General features: G+C 41.2%; 12 protein-coding genes. 3 read left to right on the plus strand and 9 right to left on the minus strand.

Annotation, left to right across the window (positions count from 1 at the left end; translation table 11 throughout):
- Positions 1-54: 54 nt before the first annotated feature.
- Together CWD91_RS13765 and CWD91_RS13770 are read left to right on the plus strand one after the other, a co-directional pair.
- Positions 55-585, plus strand: a complete 531-nt coding sequence (locus tag CWD91_RS13765; RefSeq protein WP_103441540.1) for a lipid-binding SYLF domain-containing protein — start codon at positions 55-57, stop codon at positions 583-585.
- 65 nt (positions 586-650) lie between these two features.
- On the plus strand, positions 651-1,559 hold the full coding sequence (locus CWD91_RS13770) for a lysophospholipid acyltransferase family protein (RefSeq protein WP_103441541.1): 909 nt from the start codon (positions 651-653) through the stop codon (positions 1,557-1,559).
- A gap of 94 nt (positions 1,560-1,653) precedes the next feature.
- Here CWD91_RS13770 and CWD91_RS13775 read toward each other — a convergent pair whose 3' ends face one another.
- Both CWD91_RS13775 and CWD91_RS13780 read right to left on the minus strand, forming a co-directional pair.
- Positions 1,654-4,275, minus strand: a complete 2,622-nt coding sequence (locus CWD91_RS13775; RefSeq protein ID WP_103441542.1) for a sodium:solute symporter family transporter — start codon at positions 4,273-4,275, stop codon at positions 1,654-1,656.
- A 125-nt stretch (positions 4,276-4,400) separates the two neighbouring features.
- Positions 4,401-5,174 (minus strand): creatininase family protein, encoded by a 774-nt coding sequence (locus tag CWD91_RS13780; RefSeq protein ID WP_103441543.1) that lies wholly within the window; start codon positions 5,172-5,174, stop codon positions 4,401-4,403.
- Between the two features lie 236 nt (positions 5,175-5,410).
- On the opposite strand from CWD91_RS13780, the gene CWD91_RS13785 reads away from it, so the two are divergent.
- On the plus strand, positions 5,411-6,136 hold the full coding sequence (locus CWD91_RS13785; protein ID WP_103441544.1) for a FadR/GntR family transcriptional regulator: 726 nt from the start codon (positions 5,411-5,413) through the stop codon (positions 6,134-6,136).
- Positions 6,137-6,158: 22 nt separating this feature from the next.
- Here the strand turns inward: CWD91_RS13785 and CWD91_RS13790 are convergent, their stop codons facing one another.
- From CWD91_RS13790 to CWD91_RS13820, 7 genes are all read right to left on the minus strand, one after another.
- Positions 6,159-7,037 carry a phytanoyl-CoA dioxygenase family protein gene (locus CWD91_RS13790; protein ID WP_103441545.1) on the minus strand — a complete coding sequence of 293 codons (879 nt, stop codon included), beginning with the start codon at positions 7,035-7,037 and terminating at the stop codon, positions 6,159-6,161.
- Between the two features lie 156 nt (positions 7,038-7,193).
- A complete protein-coding gene (locus CWD91_RS13795) occupies positions 7,194-8,321 on the minus strand; it encodes a sialidase family protein (protein ID WP_103441546.1) in 1,128 nt (375 codons plus the stop codon).
- A gap of 11 nt (positions 8,322-8,332) precedes the next feature.
- Positions 8,333-9,517, minus strand: a complete 1,185-nt coding sequence (locus CWD91_RS13800; RefSeq protein ID WP_103441547.1) for an AGE family epimerase/isomerase — start codon at positions 9,515-9,517, stop codon at positions 8,333-8,335.
- 48 nt (positions 9,518-9,565) lie between these two features.
- Complete coding sequence (locus tag CWD91_RS13805; protein ID WP_192877673.1) at positions 9,566-11,623, minus strand: family 20 glycosylhydrolase; 2,058 nt, start codon at positions 11,621-11,623, stop codon at positions 9,566-9,568.
- Positions 11,613-13,697 carry a sialate O-acetylesterase gene (locus CWD91_RS13810; protein WP_103441549.1) on the minus strand — a complete coding sequence of 695 codons (2,085 nt, stop codon included), beginning with the start codon at positions 13,695-13,697 and terminating at the stop codon, positions 11,613-11,615. The genes CWD91_RS13805 and CWD91_RS13810 overlap by 11 nt, the downstream gene beginning before the upstream one ends.
- Positions 13,698-13,717: 20 nt before the next feature.
- Positions 13,718-14,641, minus strand: a complete 924-nt coding sequence (locus CWD91_RS13815) for a dihydrodipicolinate synthase family protein (RefSeq protein WP_103441550.1) — start codon at positions 14,639-14,641, stop codon at positions 13,718-13,720.
- Between the two features lie 212 nt (positions 14,642-14,853).
- Positions 14,854-16,356 (minus strand): RagB/SusD family nutrient uptake outer membrane protein, encoded by a 1,503-nt coding sequence (locus CWD91_RS13820; RefSeq protein ID WP_103441551.1) that lies wholly within the window; start codon positions 16,354-16,356, stop codon positions 14,854-14,856.
- Positions 16,357-16,359 lie beyond the last annotated feature (3 nt).

Consider the following 16,359-nt stretch of genomic DNA (forward strand, 5'->3'; position numbering starts at 1 on the left):
GTAATGGGTAAGTATTTTTAATTTTGACGTACAAATTATAATAGATCATTTAATATGAAAATCTTGAAATTAACAACTGTACTATTTGTGATGTTGGTCTCGGTTTCAATAACATCGCAGACAAGAACGGATAAGCGGATTATTAGTGATGCTTCCAAGGCTAAAAAGTCCTTGTTAAAGGCTCATTCCGGACTGCAACAGCTATTTGACACCTCTGCAGGATATGTAATTTTCCCGAACGTAGGTAAAGGTGGTTTTGTTGTTGGGGCAGCCTCGGGTAATGGTGCGGTTTATGAGGGTGGTAAACTTATAGGTATGGCCGGACTTAAAAAGTTGAATGTCGGCTTTCAAGCAGGTGGTCAAGCGATAATTGAAATTATTTTTTTCGAGGACAGTGCTGCTTTAGACGAATTTAAGGAGGGTAATTTTAGCTTTGCGGCCGAAATTTCGGCGGTGGCCCTAAAGTCGGGAATTGGACTCAATGCCAAATACAAGGATGGGGTGGCAGTGTTTGTACTGCCCAAGGCGGGTCTTATGGCCGATGCCACTGTGGGAGGGCAGAAATTTAGTTTTCAGGCCTTTTAATGCACAGTAACCAAAGTGTTTTGTAATTGCAATTTATTAATTGGAATACTTAAATCAAAAACAGGATGAAATACCTTTCTAGATTTAAATTTCTCCCTTTTTATGCCATATCCTTACTGCCGATGTGGGCTCTTTATAAGGTCTCGGATATTATGTATTTTTTGGTATATCATGTAGTTGGCTACCGAAAAAAGGTAGTATTCAATAACTTAAGGAATTCTTTTCCCTCTAAGAGTGATGATGAAATAAAACAAATAGCCAAAGATTTTTACAGGCATTTCTGCGATATTGTTTTGGAATCCTTTAAAAGGTTGACAATAGGGGAGAAGGCCATAAAAAAGCGTTTGCTCATTAAAAATCCCGAGCTGATCCAGCAATATGTTAACGAGGATAGAAGTATTCTCATGTATACAGGCCATCAAGGCAATTGGGAATGGTTGGTTTTTTTGCCCTTGATGTTCCCCTATAGTTCAAATACGTTTTACAAGCCTATCAAAAACAAATATTTTGAGGAGTTATTCAAAAATATGCGGGAAAGGTTTGGTGTTAATTGTGTGGAATCGGACAGGGGATTTAGGACTATTATAGACAATCATCAAAGGAAGGTACTTACCTTGAATTGTATGATCGGTGATCAAAGTCCAACTAAAAAAAGTTCCAAATACTGGTATAATTTTCTAAATCAGGAAACCGCATTTTTTGTTGGAGCCGATAAGATTGCCAAAAAAACAGACCAGGTGGTACTATTTCCGTTCTTCAAAAAATTAAAAAGAGGATATTACGAATTGGAATTTCGGATTATTGAGGATCACCCACAAATAAGGAACAATTTTGAAATTTTGGAGAAATACGCCCAAGAATTGGAACAAGCCATTGTCAGTGCTCCCGAATTGTGGTTGTGGAGCCATAGACGGTGGAAGTTAAAAAGGGAAAACGAGCCCGTTTTACAGGAATTGGAACATATCCCTAATTAGGGGCCTACATAGTCTATGACCCGTTCTTTTTCGTTTCATTTTTTGACCCATATTAAACTGGATAACGACTGGGGCCATGGGTGAGCTGAAAACTCTATTTTTTACGACCCTTATGTTTTTTATCCTTAAATATCAGGCTAAATACATATCCAAAAACAAAACAGGATACCAATCCAAAAAAGGCGTACATTAAAAAGTTTATTGTGGTGTAGTTACTAATATAGTAGATTAATAGCCCACTGAATACAAATCCGATCAGCGTCCCTTTGGCATTTGCTTTTTTCGTCAACATACCCAAAAGGAACATACCGCCAAGGCCTCCCGTAAACAACCCTAGGTATCTGTAAAATTCATCCCATAAGGATTTTATGTTGGAACTCGCCATCCATAGTGCAAACAACACCCCTAAAATACCTGTGGTTATGGTAGCCACCCTTGCAATGCGTAGGAGGCGCAAATCGGCTATTTCGGGACGGAAGTGCTTGTAGAAGTCGCTGCAGAATGCCGTGGAAACCGAGTTTAAACTACTGCTGATGCTGGACATTGCCGCTGAAAAGATTCCTGCCACAAGCAGTCCTGACACTCCTAGAGGAAGCTCTTTAACAATGTACCACGGAAAAATGGAATCGTTGTTGGTGATGGATGGGGATAAGCGATCGGGCATCTCAGAATAAAATATAAATAATAAGGTTCCAATACCAAAGAATATTATGGTTGCCGGTAGGGTCATAATGGCGTTGGTGTAGACGGTTTTCTGTGAATCCTTGATATTTCTACTGGTCAAGTAGCGTTGAACAATGGTTTGGTCCGTTCCTTGGGTGACCAGAGCAGAAGCCAATCCTCCAATAAAAACCACCCAAAAAGTGGAGTCGGTAAAATTGAGTTGCATGTTCATAATGTTGAACTTATTTTTGTTTGATGCATAATCTATCATTTCACTGAAGTTAGCCTCTGTATGCAGCATAATCCAGATAATAGCCAAAACACTACCCCCCATTAAAACTATCACCTGCAGTACATCTGTCCAAATTACCGCTTCTATCCCTCCGAATGCAGTATATATTATGCAGAGTATACCCATTAATAAAATACAGGCCTCAACGGGTATTCCTGTAACTATGGATACAGCCAATGATGGCAGCAATAGGACAATCCCGATTCTGCCCAATTGAAACAATATAAAGGAAAGACTGCCCAATGCCCTGGCCGTGTAATTAAACCTATTCTCCAGAAATTCGTATGCTGTGGATATCCGTAGTTTGGCAAAATATGGAATAAATATATAGGCAATTACAGGGGTAATCAAAATGGCGGTCATATTGAGCATAAAATAGGACCAATCTGTAATAAAGGCTTTGGCCGGTATAGCCATAAAGGTTATTGCGCTCAGCAAGGTTCCAAAAACACTGAGTCCTGAAGCCCACCAGGGGATACGCCCACCTCCGGTAAAGTAGTCTTCAGTAGAGCGCTGTTTCCTGGAGAAATATAGCCCTATAAGGACGGATATGCACAAATATGCCGCCAATATCCCATAATTTAGCAGCCCAAAAGGATGTGCAGCTTCCGCAATTTTGAACGCTTGTACTTTCGGCGTGCGTATTCCGGGAGATATTTCACCTGAGACGATGATGAAATTGTCCTGGTCGCTGAAAGATAGGGCCGTAACCGGAATTTTAATGTCCAGACTATCATGGACGAACCATTTTTTGGTAATAGTGTTGTAGGCCAAAATGTCCCTGCTAAAACCGGGATGTGTATTTAATATATTATTTCTTGATCGAATTAAATTTTGCCTTATGGAATCATTGTTCTCTTTGGAAATTTGTAACCCATATTGCTCCAATTGATTGAAAAGTATTTCGTCAGAACCACCGTAAATCATTAAATGCATAGATCCCATGGCTTCGGCGGAGGCCCCCATCAATACCCTGGGCTTTTGGTCTATAAGTACTTCACCTTCTTCTTGCCAAGTATTGTTTTTGAGATTATAGGATAAATAGGTGCGGATTACTTCCGAAAGTTTTCCCTTAACTTCATTCCTTCCGCCAACCACAAATATCTTTTTAGCTTCAGTGGCTTCTTGGACCACTGCCGTATGAAGGCCCCTGGGGGGACCCGGGAAATCCGGAAGCCGTTCCCAGGAAGTTTTGGTTTTTAGATCCAGTCTTAGAAAAGCGTTGGTGCTCTTACCATTATTGATGCCCCCAATAACATAAACATAATCTCCGTTGATAACGGCGGCAGAGTTGGATAGAGGTTCTGGGAGGTCCGGGTAGTTTATTATGGATATGTCCGAGGTATTTTTGTCGTAACTCATAAGAAAAACAGCATTACTGGTTTCTTCATTATTGTTACCGCCAATGCACAGAATTCCATTGGGAAGATTTACCGATGCTCCGTAGGCTAAAGGGTAAGGCAGAGAAGTTTTTGCTAATTGCCATATGTCATCTTCGAGGATATATATGGCACTGCTCCATTTTTTTTGTCCACCTTCCCAGGGAAGGGCATCGGGGAAGTTGGCTCCTCCTGCTGCGATCACTACTCCATTATGCACGCCCCCCAACATCCCTGCGAAGCCGAAGGCCTTTGGCTGATCAGGTTCGGCCGGAAGATTGGGATAATCTTGAATGGAAAGCTTAAGGCTGTCTTGGGCAAAAGCTGGGAATGTGCCCAGGAGCACGATTATAATTATAAAAAGCTGTTTTAATATCCGCATGTTAGATATGTGTCTTGGTTGGGCCAATATACTTAAAATAATAGTATTATGTATGACATATTCACAAGATTTTAAATTTTAACAACTTTATTATTCGTGATGGTGGTATGGCTGTTAATATATGGTTACTCGTACATATCATCAACATCGATTTCATGGAGTTCCACTAAAAATTTGGCAATAGAAGCTGTCACTGCCTTATGGAAGTTGGCTCCATTTTCTGGGCTGGCCATTTTTGGATTTCCCACGCCGGTATCTTTGGTGACGGCCGTCCATTTACGTTGGGCGGAAACCCATCCCTCCTTTAATCCTTTTATTTTGAATGTTTTAGCGTTTCCATCTCCGGCTTCATTCAAGGGCAATACCAAATTTGGGGTTAAATGCATTACAACGGCGGTTTCCAATTCCCCGGCATGGTCCCCTGGTTCTTGAAAATAGTGGGAAGCCTTGGCGGCCTGCCACCAATTTAGGGAGCAAACGAAGACTGTAGGATGAATTATGCTCAGTTCCCTGATCATCTGTTTGAAATTATTGCCCCCATGTCCGTTTACGATGACCAATTTCCGAATATCATTGGCCTCCATAACCTGGACCAAATCTTTTAATACGGCCATTTGGGTACTTGGGTTCATATTTAAACATAGATCAACATCTATTTGTCCCGTATTTACACCAAAAGGGATGGTGGGCAGAACAATCACTTTAGCACCTTGGGTCCAGGCAATTTCGGCCGATGCCAAGGCGGCGTTCTCTGCCAGAATATTGTCGGTTCCATAAGGCATATGGTAATTGTGGGCCTCGGTGGCACCCCAAGGTAATATAGCAACGGTATACTTTTGCTCCTTTACAGTTTTCCAGTTGGTTTCTGCTAAAACGTAGGGTCTTGGACTTGTATTCATGTGTTTGTTTTTATCGTTTTTATTTGTTGAGACTAATTTAGGTAGCCGAATGCCTATATTTCTTGGTATTTGTGTTGTGAAATGTACTTCATATTTTTTAGTTATATGTATTACATAAAACATTTTGTATGTAATTAACTTAAAATAGTCGTAATATTGTCATAAATTACACAAAATTGGGCAACCTGCGAAGTCAATTAAATATGGTTGCAATTTAACTCTAATGTTAGTAAAGCATGAGTACATTTAAGAAGATCGAACCTTTGGAAAACCTGTCTTTGGTGGATAAGGCGGAAATTAGAATTCTTAAGTTTTTTAAGGAGAACAATTTAAAGCCTGGGGATGCCATTCCAAAGGAATTGGAATTTTCCGAAGCTTTTGAGGTTAGTAGAACAGTTGTGCGGGAAGCTCTCTTGCGTTTAAGAACGCTAGGGATTGTTGATTCCAAAAAGCATCGCGGCATGATTTTGACCCAGCCCGATATTATAAATAATTTTGAACGTATCCTTGACCCCACTTTACTCGGCGATGATACCCTTAGAAACTTATTTGAGATTCGATTGATAATGGAAATGGGAATTGCGGATTTTCTGTTTGAATACAAAACGCAAAAGGATATGGATGAATTGGAGCGAATTGTGACTTTGGAGGAAGAAACAAGTTATGAAAAGGATCGCTTTTCTTTGGACCGCGAAATCGCATTCCATGGCAAGCTTTATCAAATGTCCAACAACGCCACTGTACAAAGGTTTCAAAATCTGTTATTGCCCGTTTTCGAGTATGTGTATTTGGAAGAATCCAAGAAAAACAAAACTGATTATCAATATTCTTCCGGACAATTTGTTACACATAGAATGCTAATGGACAACTTAAGGGTAGGTACCCCCGAGACCTATAGGAGTGCCATGCGCCGTCATTTGGAACCCCATTTTGATCATGCGTTAAAAAACGGAAAGAAATAGTAGAAGCCAGGGCCCAGTAACATTAGGAGGAATAAAGCAAAGGAAAAAATTTTCCCTCCATCGTATTGCCTTTGGGTACTTTGGGAACCCCGGCCAAGAGCTCGTCGTCCGTATTGCTTATAGTGCCATCGGCAAATACGTTGAGTACAAATGCCCTTCTGCTTCTTTCCGATTTATTCTCGTAAGAACCATGCACCATTAAGGGATGATGAAAAGTGGCGAAACCCTTTTTCAATTCAATGGCCGTGGGCTTAAACTCTTTTTTTTGATCCTCATTAAGATATTTCATGAGGCCATCCATATCACCCGCAAGGGAAGGGGCATCCAAAAGCCCCCATTTATGGCTTTTGGGGATATAATGAAGGCAACCATTTTCCGTTGTGGCATCATCCAATCCTGTCCAGCAGGTAAGATGTTGCATGGCTATGGTTCTGGTCCAATAGGAATAGTCTTGGTGCCAAGCTACTACACCACCATGCCGGGCTGGTTTACAAAATAATTGGTCGTGCCAAAACCTAACGGATTTGGTGTTCAACAGCTGATGGGCCGCCATAGTAAAGGCAGGGTTCCAAAGAACGTCGTGAAATCCTGGAGTAATACGCCAATGTCCAAGGGAATGGAATAAAACCGAATTGGGGTCCTGGGATTCATTACTGTGGAATTCATAGAACAAATGATTCCCGGGATGATCCGGGTCCATTATTTCCGCCAATTCTTGGTTTAATTTATCAACCTGCCATTCCTCCAAGAGCTTTATGCCCGAGACATAGCCAAATTCATGAAAGTGCGCCAGCTGTTCATCGGATAATTTGTATTGCTCCCATTCTGCCTCCGATTTTGGCGGTTTGAACATATCCGAAACGGCGTGGTCAAAATTGGCTAGATCTCTATTAATGGACATAGGTCAGTTTGTTAATTAATACGGTCAAACAATATAAGTATCTACAATTCCATAGGGCGTAGTTTGTTATAAATGTATCCAATATTTTTCAATTGACAAGAACCCCTATTAGATCATCGTTATAATGGATGTATAATTTGTCTTAAAAAGCTATTCTTACTTTTTGTTTTTAGGTTTTCTGTATTTATCTTTTCCATCTGTCAGCCATTTTAGAGAAAAGCTTACGAAAGGATTTTTTTGGTAATCATCCTGTTCAAAAAACAGCCCAATGTCGCCATTTTTCATTATGGTCATGGACGAATAGGCCGATTCCCCTTTGTAAATGGTTTTTCCTTCGGACCAGGTTTTGCCCTCATCATAACTTATTCTAACGGTCATGTTAACGCGATCTTTTTCACTTTTGGCATTGGAAAACAACAATCTGTTTTTTCGGTAACCATCCTCGGTGGAGGTATAGCGGACTATACTGGCATTACAGCCTGGATCTATCAAGGCAGGTTCGGGTTGGGTTACCCAGCTTTTTCCTTCATCACTGGAAATATGTACATATCTTTTTCCCTCTTTATTGGCCCTGGCATTGATCATCCAATCCCCATTGGCCAACTCTATAATTTTGGATTCGTCCGCAGGACTTACGGGAGTGTCTATAAAAAACCAGGATTTTCCATGGTCCTTACTGCCAAAAACATGTAGTCCGCTATTTAGATTTACCATGCAATGGAGTAGGGTGCCAGATCGGGTCTGTATGCCTCGGCCAGAGGTTATAAACTTAAAATCGGTATGCCATTCTTTCTTGGCAATTTGAGGGGTAATATCTTCGGGTTGGCTCCAGGTCTTGCCGTTATCTGCACTTTTTACCATATGTAAATAGTACACGTCCTTTTCCTTATCCAGATCCATATAATTGTAAAAAAGAAAAATTTCATTGGTAATGGCATCTACGATCATAGAAGGATCCGAAGCTGATTTGCCTAACGGAAAATCCACAATTTTTTCAATTGCTGACCAGGTTTTGCCATTGTCGCTACTTCGCCTTATCACAATGTTGATATCCTTGCTCCATTTTAGGTCGCCACAGGAAGGTACCCGTTCGTCTATGGCGGCGATCAGGTCGCCATTTGGGGCGGTAGTCAAGGCAGGGATGCGATAACAGGAAACATCCTGGTTCATAGTGGTGTTGAACAGATCCTGATGGCTTATAACCCCATCGGCAATCTCGAAGCTTTCCTGTTGTGCAGTAACATTATAGGTTACGAGCAGAAGTGCTAAAAATGTATTTTTCATGTCTTATAAATTTACGATAATTTCTGTTTTATTATTCCTTTATTCTCCATTCTCTCAAAGGCTTTCCAACATTGGAGCATGGCTCTTGGCACATGAAAGCATCCCTTCCATTTGCCTCCTTTGAGGTTTAACAATACTTCCCCCCTTCGATTTAGATACCCAAACCATTCTCCGTGTTGTGGGTCTGAAAAATGCTGCCAGCTATAGTCGTGCACCTTGGTGTACCAAGCGGAAATTTCCGGGTTTTGGGTTTGTTCATAAGCCTTTGCAAGGGCTACCAAAGTCTCCAAATGCACCCACCATAATTTTTGGTCCCATTCCAATTGTTGGGGCGGATGACCCCTTGAATCCATAAAATAAAATATTCCGCCATATTCTTCATCCCAGCTGTATTCCAAAATTTTGATGATGGTCTCAGTAGCCTTATTTATTAACTCCCGGTCATTCCTTCTCACGGCAATATCGATCATAAACCACATGGCTTCTATGCCATGACCGGGATTCAGCAAACGGCCGTTAAAGCTGTCTTCCAAACTGCCATCTGGCTTTGTGAATTCGTAGATTATACCGGATTTCCCATCCAGAAATACTTCCATAACCTCTTGAACCGCAAAATCTATGGTTCGCTCCACTTCATTGGGTTCCAATATGTCTTCCAGCTCCAGAACCAAATTGGACAAGATCATGGGCAGGGCAAAACTTTTTAAAGGTCTGGCCAATGTTCCTTTTTCATATTTTCCCTTGGGGTTATCCTTTCTTTGAAGAATATTTAGATACGTTTTTTTGGCGAGTTCTTTATATTCCTGATCTTCTGCCGCTATTCCATATTGGGCAAAAGCCATGGCCGCAAAACAATCCGAAAAAATGTTATAGGGTTGTACCAAGGGTTGTCCGTTTGCGGTTAGGGAAAAATATACATTGCCTTGTGCATCCATTCCCTTATGTCTTATAAAATCGACCCCACTTTTGGCAATTTCCAACCAATTTTCCTTTGGTTCCACCTGGTTGTACAAGGTAGAGAACATCCACGCCTGTCTTCCTTGCAGCCACATAAATTTATCGGTGTCGTAAACCTTACCTTCCCTATCCAGACAGGTAAAATAGCCGCCGTTTGTACGATCAAGGGAATGCCTTTCCCAAAAGGGGATGATATTGTTCAATAAGGCATCTTTATAGAGTCTACTTTGTGGTATCATGAATTCCTATTATTAATAATTTTGAATGTATTTTTAGATTTTATTGGTTCATTTTAGTGCTGTAGCCATGGAGGAACTGAATTTTAAATCGTTAACCTCTTTGACGTTTCCTTTCGTCCTATTAATGGGGACACAACTAAACATCCATTTCCAGGAATTGCCTCCATGTGGAATCTTTAGAAGAATGTTGTTCCATCCTTTTTTTAAGGGAACTACTGTTGGTGTCCTATAAAAATAATCCTCGTCCACAAAGCCTATTTCAGGGGTTTCCACTCCTAAATTGGGTTGTTGCCAGATAGGAGGGGCCACTAGGGATCCATTGACCCATATTTTTGGATGTGTGTAATGCCATTCACCTAGGTTGGGGGTAGGACCGCCTCTTCTTCCGCCAGACCTGGACCAGCCCTGAAACCCGATCCAAAATTCCTGTTCACGGGCCTCGGGCGAATATATTTTGGTATGGGCATAGAAAGTACCACTTTTTTCTTCTGTCAAGGCAGGGAAGCCAAAGAAGTGCTTTAAATGAATGGTAGCACCAACATAGGGGCCGTTCCATGTAAACATTTTATCATTTATGGTGTAGGATTCCTTCAAAACCTTTTCCACTTCAAAAATTTTGCCTACCTCCCCCTTATGGTCAAACGGGCCTATAATTTTCCACTCTATATCCGTTTGTTTTACATAAGGAAATTCCTTTTCGTTAAAGTAGAGATCCCTGTGAAGCAGTACTTTTTCCTCAAAGGCTTGAAAAGCTTGTAGTTCAGGACTGTTTTTTTTCGGTAAATTGGCCCAGTATTCTGGATAGTTCTTGTCTTTTCCCTTCCAAACGGCATCAGAATAGAACAGTATGGAAGGATAAATTGGGTTCTGTCTTAGAATGTCCCGTTCTTGGTTTACATTGTTGTCCGGCCAGGTGCATAGAATGCCTCCCATAGCCAGTTCATCGCCTTGAGGTTGCCTACAGGGTTGCTGGAAAAATAATCTTGCCATGCCCGCAAAGGGATCCAAATGATTAATGTAGTTGGCCCGTGAATCTATAAAGCGATGTCCTTCCATAGGGCTATGTTGGGCCCATAGTTGATTTATGGAAGTTGAATCTTCCTCAATTTCTATACCTTCCTTCCAGACAATTATTTCCCGGCCCTGTTTCTTGATATGATCCATAAGGGTTAGGATCATCTGGTTGTCCACGTATTCTTCCTTGTTTCGCACTTCATCCGTACCCATATGGATATAGGGCATTGTATCTTCATTGCCTAGGGATATTAGTTCGTCAAAAAGATCCATAAGTATGGGCAAGACCCTTGGGTCTGCCATGGATTCCAAATCGAATGCCCTTCTAAAGGCTGCGGTATGGCCCGGGATGTCGAACTCGGGAATAAGGGTAATTTGCCTATCCGCACAGTATTCTAAAATCTCTTTGAACTCTTCCTGGGTATAGAATTTTCCTTTCCCCCGTGCCGTGGCCTTATCCGATTGTAATTCCGGATACTTTTTACTTTCCAAGCGCCATCCAGGGTCATCGGTTAAATGCCAGTGAAAAACGTTCATTTTATATTGGGCCAACACGTCTATCTGCTCCTTTAATTGCGCCACGGATTGAAAGTTTCTTCCCGTATCGTGCATAAAGCCACGGATCTTAAAGGCGGGCCAGTCCACTATTTTTATTTCTGGAAATGTACCAAGTCGGTTTTGTTTACGGAACAATTGCTTTAAGGTCTGAATTCCATAAAAAATGCCTTTTTCGGTTGTCGCCGAAAGGGTAATTGTACTGTCGATGTTCAATGAGTAGGCTTCCTCATTGTCTATTTGAGGAAGTGCTTTTCTGACCAATGTAATTTTTATACCCTGTTGATCCGGGCTTATATTGTTTTCTTTAAAAAAATCGGTCAGTAAATTTCCCTCCTTTTTAAATTCAGTATCGGCAATGGAGATATATTTAAAGGGCAATAAGTTTTTTCCAAAGGTAATTTCCTGGGGAGTAGGGATTAAGGGAAAGCTATTTTCTTGGGATAGGGCCATCTTTTGATCTTGCTGGCAACCTATGCCTATCCATAGCAAGGTCAGTGGTACAATCCTTATAAGGTCTTTAATTTTATAGTTCATCTTGATCATTTATATTGGAAAATGTTGAAGTTGGCCACCCTTCCCCGTTTATCAAATTAGCATTGGTATAGGGAGAATAACCATATTTAACATATCTTGGCTTTTTTACGTTATGGGACCATATCCTTAAAGTGCCATTTTTAATTTTACTTTGAGCAGGGAAGAAAATTTTATCCATTCCGGCAATTTGAATATCATTCACCTCTTTCTGGTCTTCAGTCCTTAACCCGTCCGAATTTGTAAAATGGACTTCCAAATAATCGCGTTCAACATTTACATAATCCAGTAATGGACCCGAAAATGTTATGTCTCGGTCGTAACTATTGGCCAGGGCAATTGATGCCAATCGTTGGCCAATGGCCCATTTTTCTTTGGGATGGACATCGGTTGGGTGCCCTAGGTCCGATGATACCGCCATTCCGGTGTAGGGAATAGATAAAAGCCTTCTTTGTGAGTCCCTAAAATGGCCCCAGCCAGATCTATTGAGACTGCTTAACTGGACAAAATTAAAAGCTAAGTTAGGTCTGCCCCAATGCGTTCGCCAGTCTTTTATCAATAACTTGAATAATCTGGAATGCAATCCCGGGCGTTCGGCATTGGATTCTCCTTGGTACCAAATAACTCCTTTTATGGTGTAGGATGTAATGGGCAGTATTCCAGCATCAAAAAGTAGGGTTGGATCAAAAGGATGCCTTGCTTTTATATGGTATTCGTCCATGTTTTCAAGGTTCCTCTCCTTTCTTTTGGAAACCCAGGGCTGTACCATGGGGTTCAGATGGGTGTCATTTAACAGATCAATAGTTTCATGGGTAGTTTCCATGGTTTTCCGACTAATCCAACTTTGGGTGGTGGACCCCCCTACGGCATTGCATATAATCCCAATGGGTACCTTTAATTCTTTTTGTAGATTGAATGCGAATGAGTAGCCGATGGCTGAAAAATTTTCCCGTACTTCCCCAGTTGAGTTGCTCCATCCCGAAAATTTAAAATAATCATGGGCATTGCACGAAAGAAGTTCTTCTTTGGTAAATTGATGATCCGAAGGAGATGCTTTGCCGTCCATGGAAAATAAGAATATGTTGGAATTTAGGGAATCCTTCAAAACCGTATCGGCATTATTCATATCCCTAACCCTAAAATCCATGTTCGATTGACCGGATGCCAACCAAACCTCCCCGATAAAAACCTTTTTAATGGTATGGCGGCCAGAAGTTTTTGTTTTGATAGATAGCTCGTGCGGTCCTCCGGCAGCCATAGCAGGAAACCCTATTTTCCATTGCCCATTTCTATGCACAATGGTCGAGATGGAACGATGGTTGAAAACCACGGAGACCGTATCATTGGCATTTGCGGAGCCTTTAATAACAATGGGTTCATTTCTTTGTAACACCATATTCTCCCCGTATAATGGGGGCAACTGCAATCCGCCGTAATCCCCACTAATAAATTGGTAGGTTTTTTGGGCAAGAATAGTGGCCCCTTTCCCTGTAGGATGGAGGTTGTCCGAGTATAATTCCGGAAATCGGTACAAAGGTTCGGATAAGTCTATAATGGCTACTTGAGCCTTTGTACCAATTTCCATTATTTTTGCCTGAACCTTCATATAGTTCTCCCGCATTCCTTCCTCGAACCAATGATGTCCGGAAAATGAGGGAGACATTTTACATATAACTACTTTTGGTTTAGACGGTAACGACCTATAGGCTTGAATCATTTCCAAATAATCCGAAACAAATTTGTCCTTGTGTTTGGGCCAATTGTTGTTTCCCTGGTCATTTAATCCCAAATGGATAAGGACCAGATCGGGCAAGAATATCATGGATTTGGCATATTCGGGAGTTAGCCAATATGGTTTATGCCCGTTTTTAAGAAGGGTAGCGCCAGGATGGCCAAAATTGCCTATTTCATATGAGGTTCCCAGTAATTTTTGTAATTGTGCCGGATAGGAGTTTAGGCTTCTATCCTTTATGGTCGTGCCATAGGTTACACTGTTGCCCACACAAGCTACTTTGATTTTTTGGGCCACCATTAGTTGTGAAAACAAGAATAATAATATGCATAATTTTTTAAACATCTAAATGGGAGAGGTTAATATTAAGGAATAGTATTGCCCACGGCCAAGCGGCTGGTATGGTCCATGATTCCCAAGGCATTCAAGGCCGATCTTGCTTCTTCCAATTCTTTTGGCGAAAGGGTTGCATGTGGAAATCTACTGGGGCCACAATCCACGCCCAAGACCTTCATAAAGGATTTGGCCGCCCCATTAAAACCACCTTTTGCATTTAGGGTATCCACGAACTTCATGGATTTTTCCTGAAGGGCCGCAGCCAACTTATGGTCGTTGTTTTGGAAGGCCTCTATGATGGATAAATACAAGGGCGCCAAATGGTTGTAGGTGCTACCTACCCAGCCTTCGGCTCCCAAAGGAAGACTCGCCAATAAGATTTCATCAAAACCAAACAGAATATTATAGGCGCCATTATCAAAATCCTTACAATATTTATAGTCTATCAGGTTATTGTTGGTAAACTTGATCCCTGCAAAGTTTGGAATTTCCTGGGAGGCCAATCCCAAAAATTCGTGCATGAGGAAATTGGCACCGGTCAATACCGGTATGTGATAGTAATAAAAGGGAGTGTTGGGAGCGCAACTCGCAATCTCTTTGCAGTACTCCAACAAACTTTTTAACGAACTAAGTCTAAAGTAATAAGGGGCCAATGCTGCTATGGCATCTACCTTTTGGGCAGAATGTGTTGCCAAGGCTTTGGCTTCCTTTAAACTATTATGTCCAACGTGGTTTACCAGAAAAAAGTCGTTTGGTTTGTTCGCGGCCCATTCAGTGATAATATCTTTCCTTTCTTTAGTGGTTAAAGAAACAAAATCGCCGGTGGATCCGTTTACAAAGGCCCCTTTGACCTTGTTGTTTTTCAAAAATTGGCCGTATTCGGAGATTATACCCAAATTTATTGAGGTATCCTTATGCATAGGTGCATAGGTAGCGGCTATTAATCCTTTCATTTATTTAGTTTTTATTATGTATTACAAAATACAATTACGCACAAAGATTTCATTCTCCCAAAATAAATTAATCAACACTTGGCATTTGGTTTAATCAATTTGGGTAATTTTTATTGGATGGTTTTAATTGTGGAATTAAAGCTTAAAAAGGATTCCAAAAAAAATGGAACCCTTTTTTCAGCAAACAACTCAATTCAAACTAACTCAATATTTTAATTGTATCCCGGAGTTTGTTCCAGTAAAGGGTTTCTTCCGATCATGTCCAAGGTTATAGGCAATAACAGTTTGTATTCGTCCCCTGGATTTAAGAAGTCTATATTATCCAAAACATAACTATCGCCGGCTCTTCTTAGATCCCACCATCTTTTGCCTTCGGCCAGAAACTCCTTATAGCGTTCTTCCAAGATGGCATTGGTGTTCTCGGTAGGTGTACCATTGCTATATCCATGTATAGCTCCAACATAATTAGCGCCATAAGCTCTTTGTCTGACAAGGTTTATTTCGGTTGAAGGGTCCTGGTTCAAATAGTTTTTTGCTTCCGCAATCATTAAAAGAACATCGGCATATCTATATAAGGGAACATCATTGTCTGAAATCCGTATGCTGCCATCTACAGTACCTGCAAACTTGTTGATTACCGAGCCAAAGTATTTGGAGGCATCATAAATTGGATATCCGAGTCCCCCATTGTCATCGGTATACAATCTGATAAAGGTAGCATTTTTTCTACTGTCCAAATTGTCGTCCGTTAGTAGTAATACTTCTTCCGACGGTCCATATCGGTTTCCGCCGTTTACCACAAAATCGGCCATGGAATTTCCATTGTTATCAAATTGCGGCTGTATTTCTGTACTCCTACCGGTTAAAAGGCTGTAGAAATTAGTAGACTGATCCTGTTCGTATTGTACGGCAAAAATAAATTCGGAATTGTTTTCATTCTCGGTAGACCAGAGATCCGAAAAGTTGGGTTCCAAGGAGACGCCCATACCGGCAATTTGTTGTAAGGCTCCAATAGCAGTATTATAATCTGCAGTGCCGCCTCCTAATAAGTTGCCCGACCAAATAAAAACATCGCCTTTTAAAGCCATGGTTGCAGCTTTTGACCAATACACTTTTTTGCCTTTCCAAAAGGAATTATCGGGGCCAAAGGCATCCAAGGAAGCCTGTAGGTCTGCTTTTATCAAAGTCATAACCTCAGATTGTGGGGCTCTTGGTTTGCTCAAGCCTTCTGGGTCCGTAGTGGCCAAAGGTTCCGTAGATATCGGTACATCTCCCCAAGTCTTCAATAAGGTATAGTAATATAGGGCACGTAGGCCGTAGGCTTGTCCGAGCATATGATTTCTTTCTGCATTGTCTTCAAATTCTATGGAAGGAACATTGATCAAAAAATCATTTACTTGATGGATTTTGGTGTACAAGCCGGCCCATCCACCAAATGGTGCAGTGGACTCCGTTATATTGGATTCGATCAATTCAAGATTTGCAGGGGATTCAAAGGTTTGTCCTCCCCAAACATCACTTCGTATTTCACCCAATAGCCACATAGTACTATTGGCACCTCTTAATGCACCGTATAGTCCCGTATGGGCAGCACGGGCACCGTTTTCACTATCCCAAAAACCGGATGAGGTAAGTTCACTGGGCGGGTTGAGTTCCAATTCATTGTCGCAGGCACTAAATAGGGCCAATGTTAGTATGATATATAAATATTTCATGTT

The organism is Arenibacter hampyeongensis, assembly GCF_002909255.1.
GTDB classification, from domain to species: domain Bacteria; phylum Bacteroidota; class Bacteroidia; order Flavobacteriales; family Flavobacteriaceae; genus Arenibacter; species Arenibacter hampyeongensis.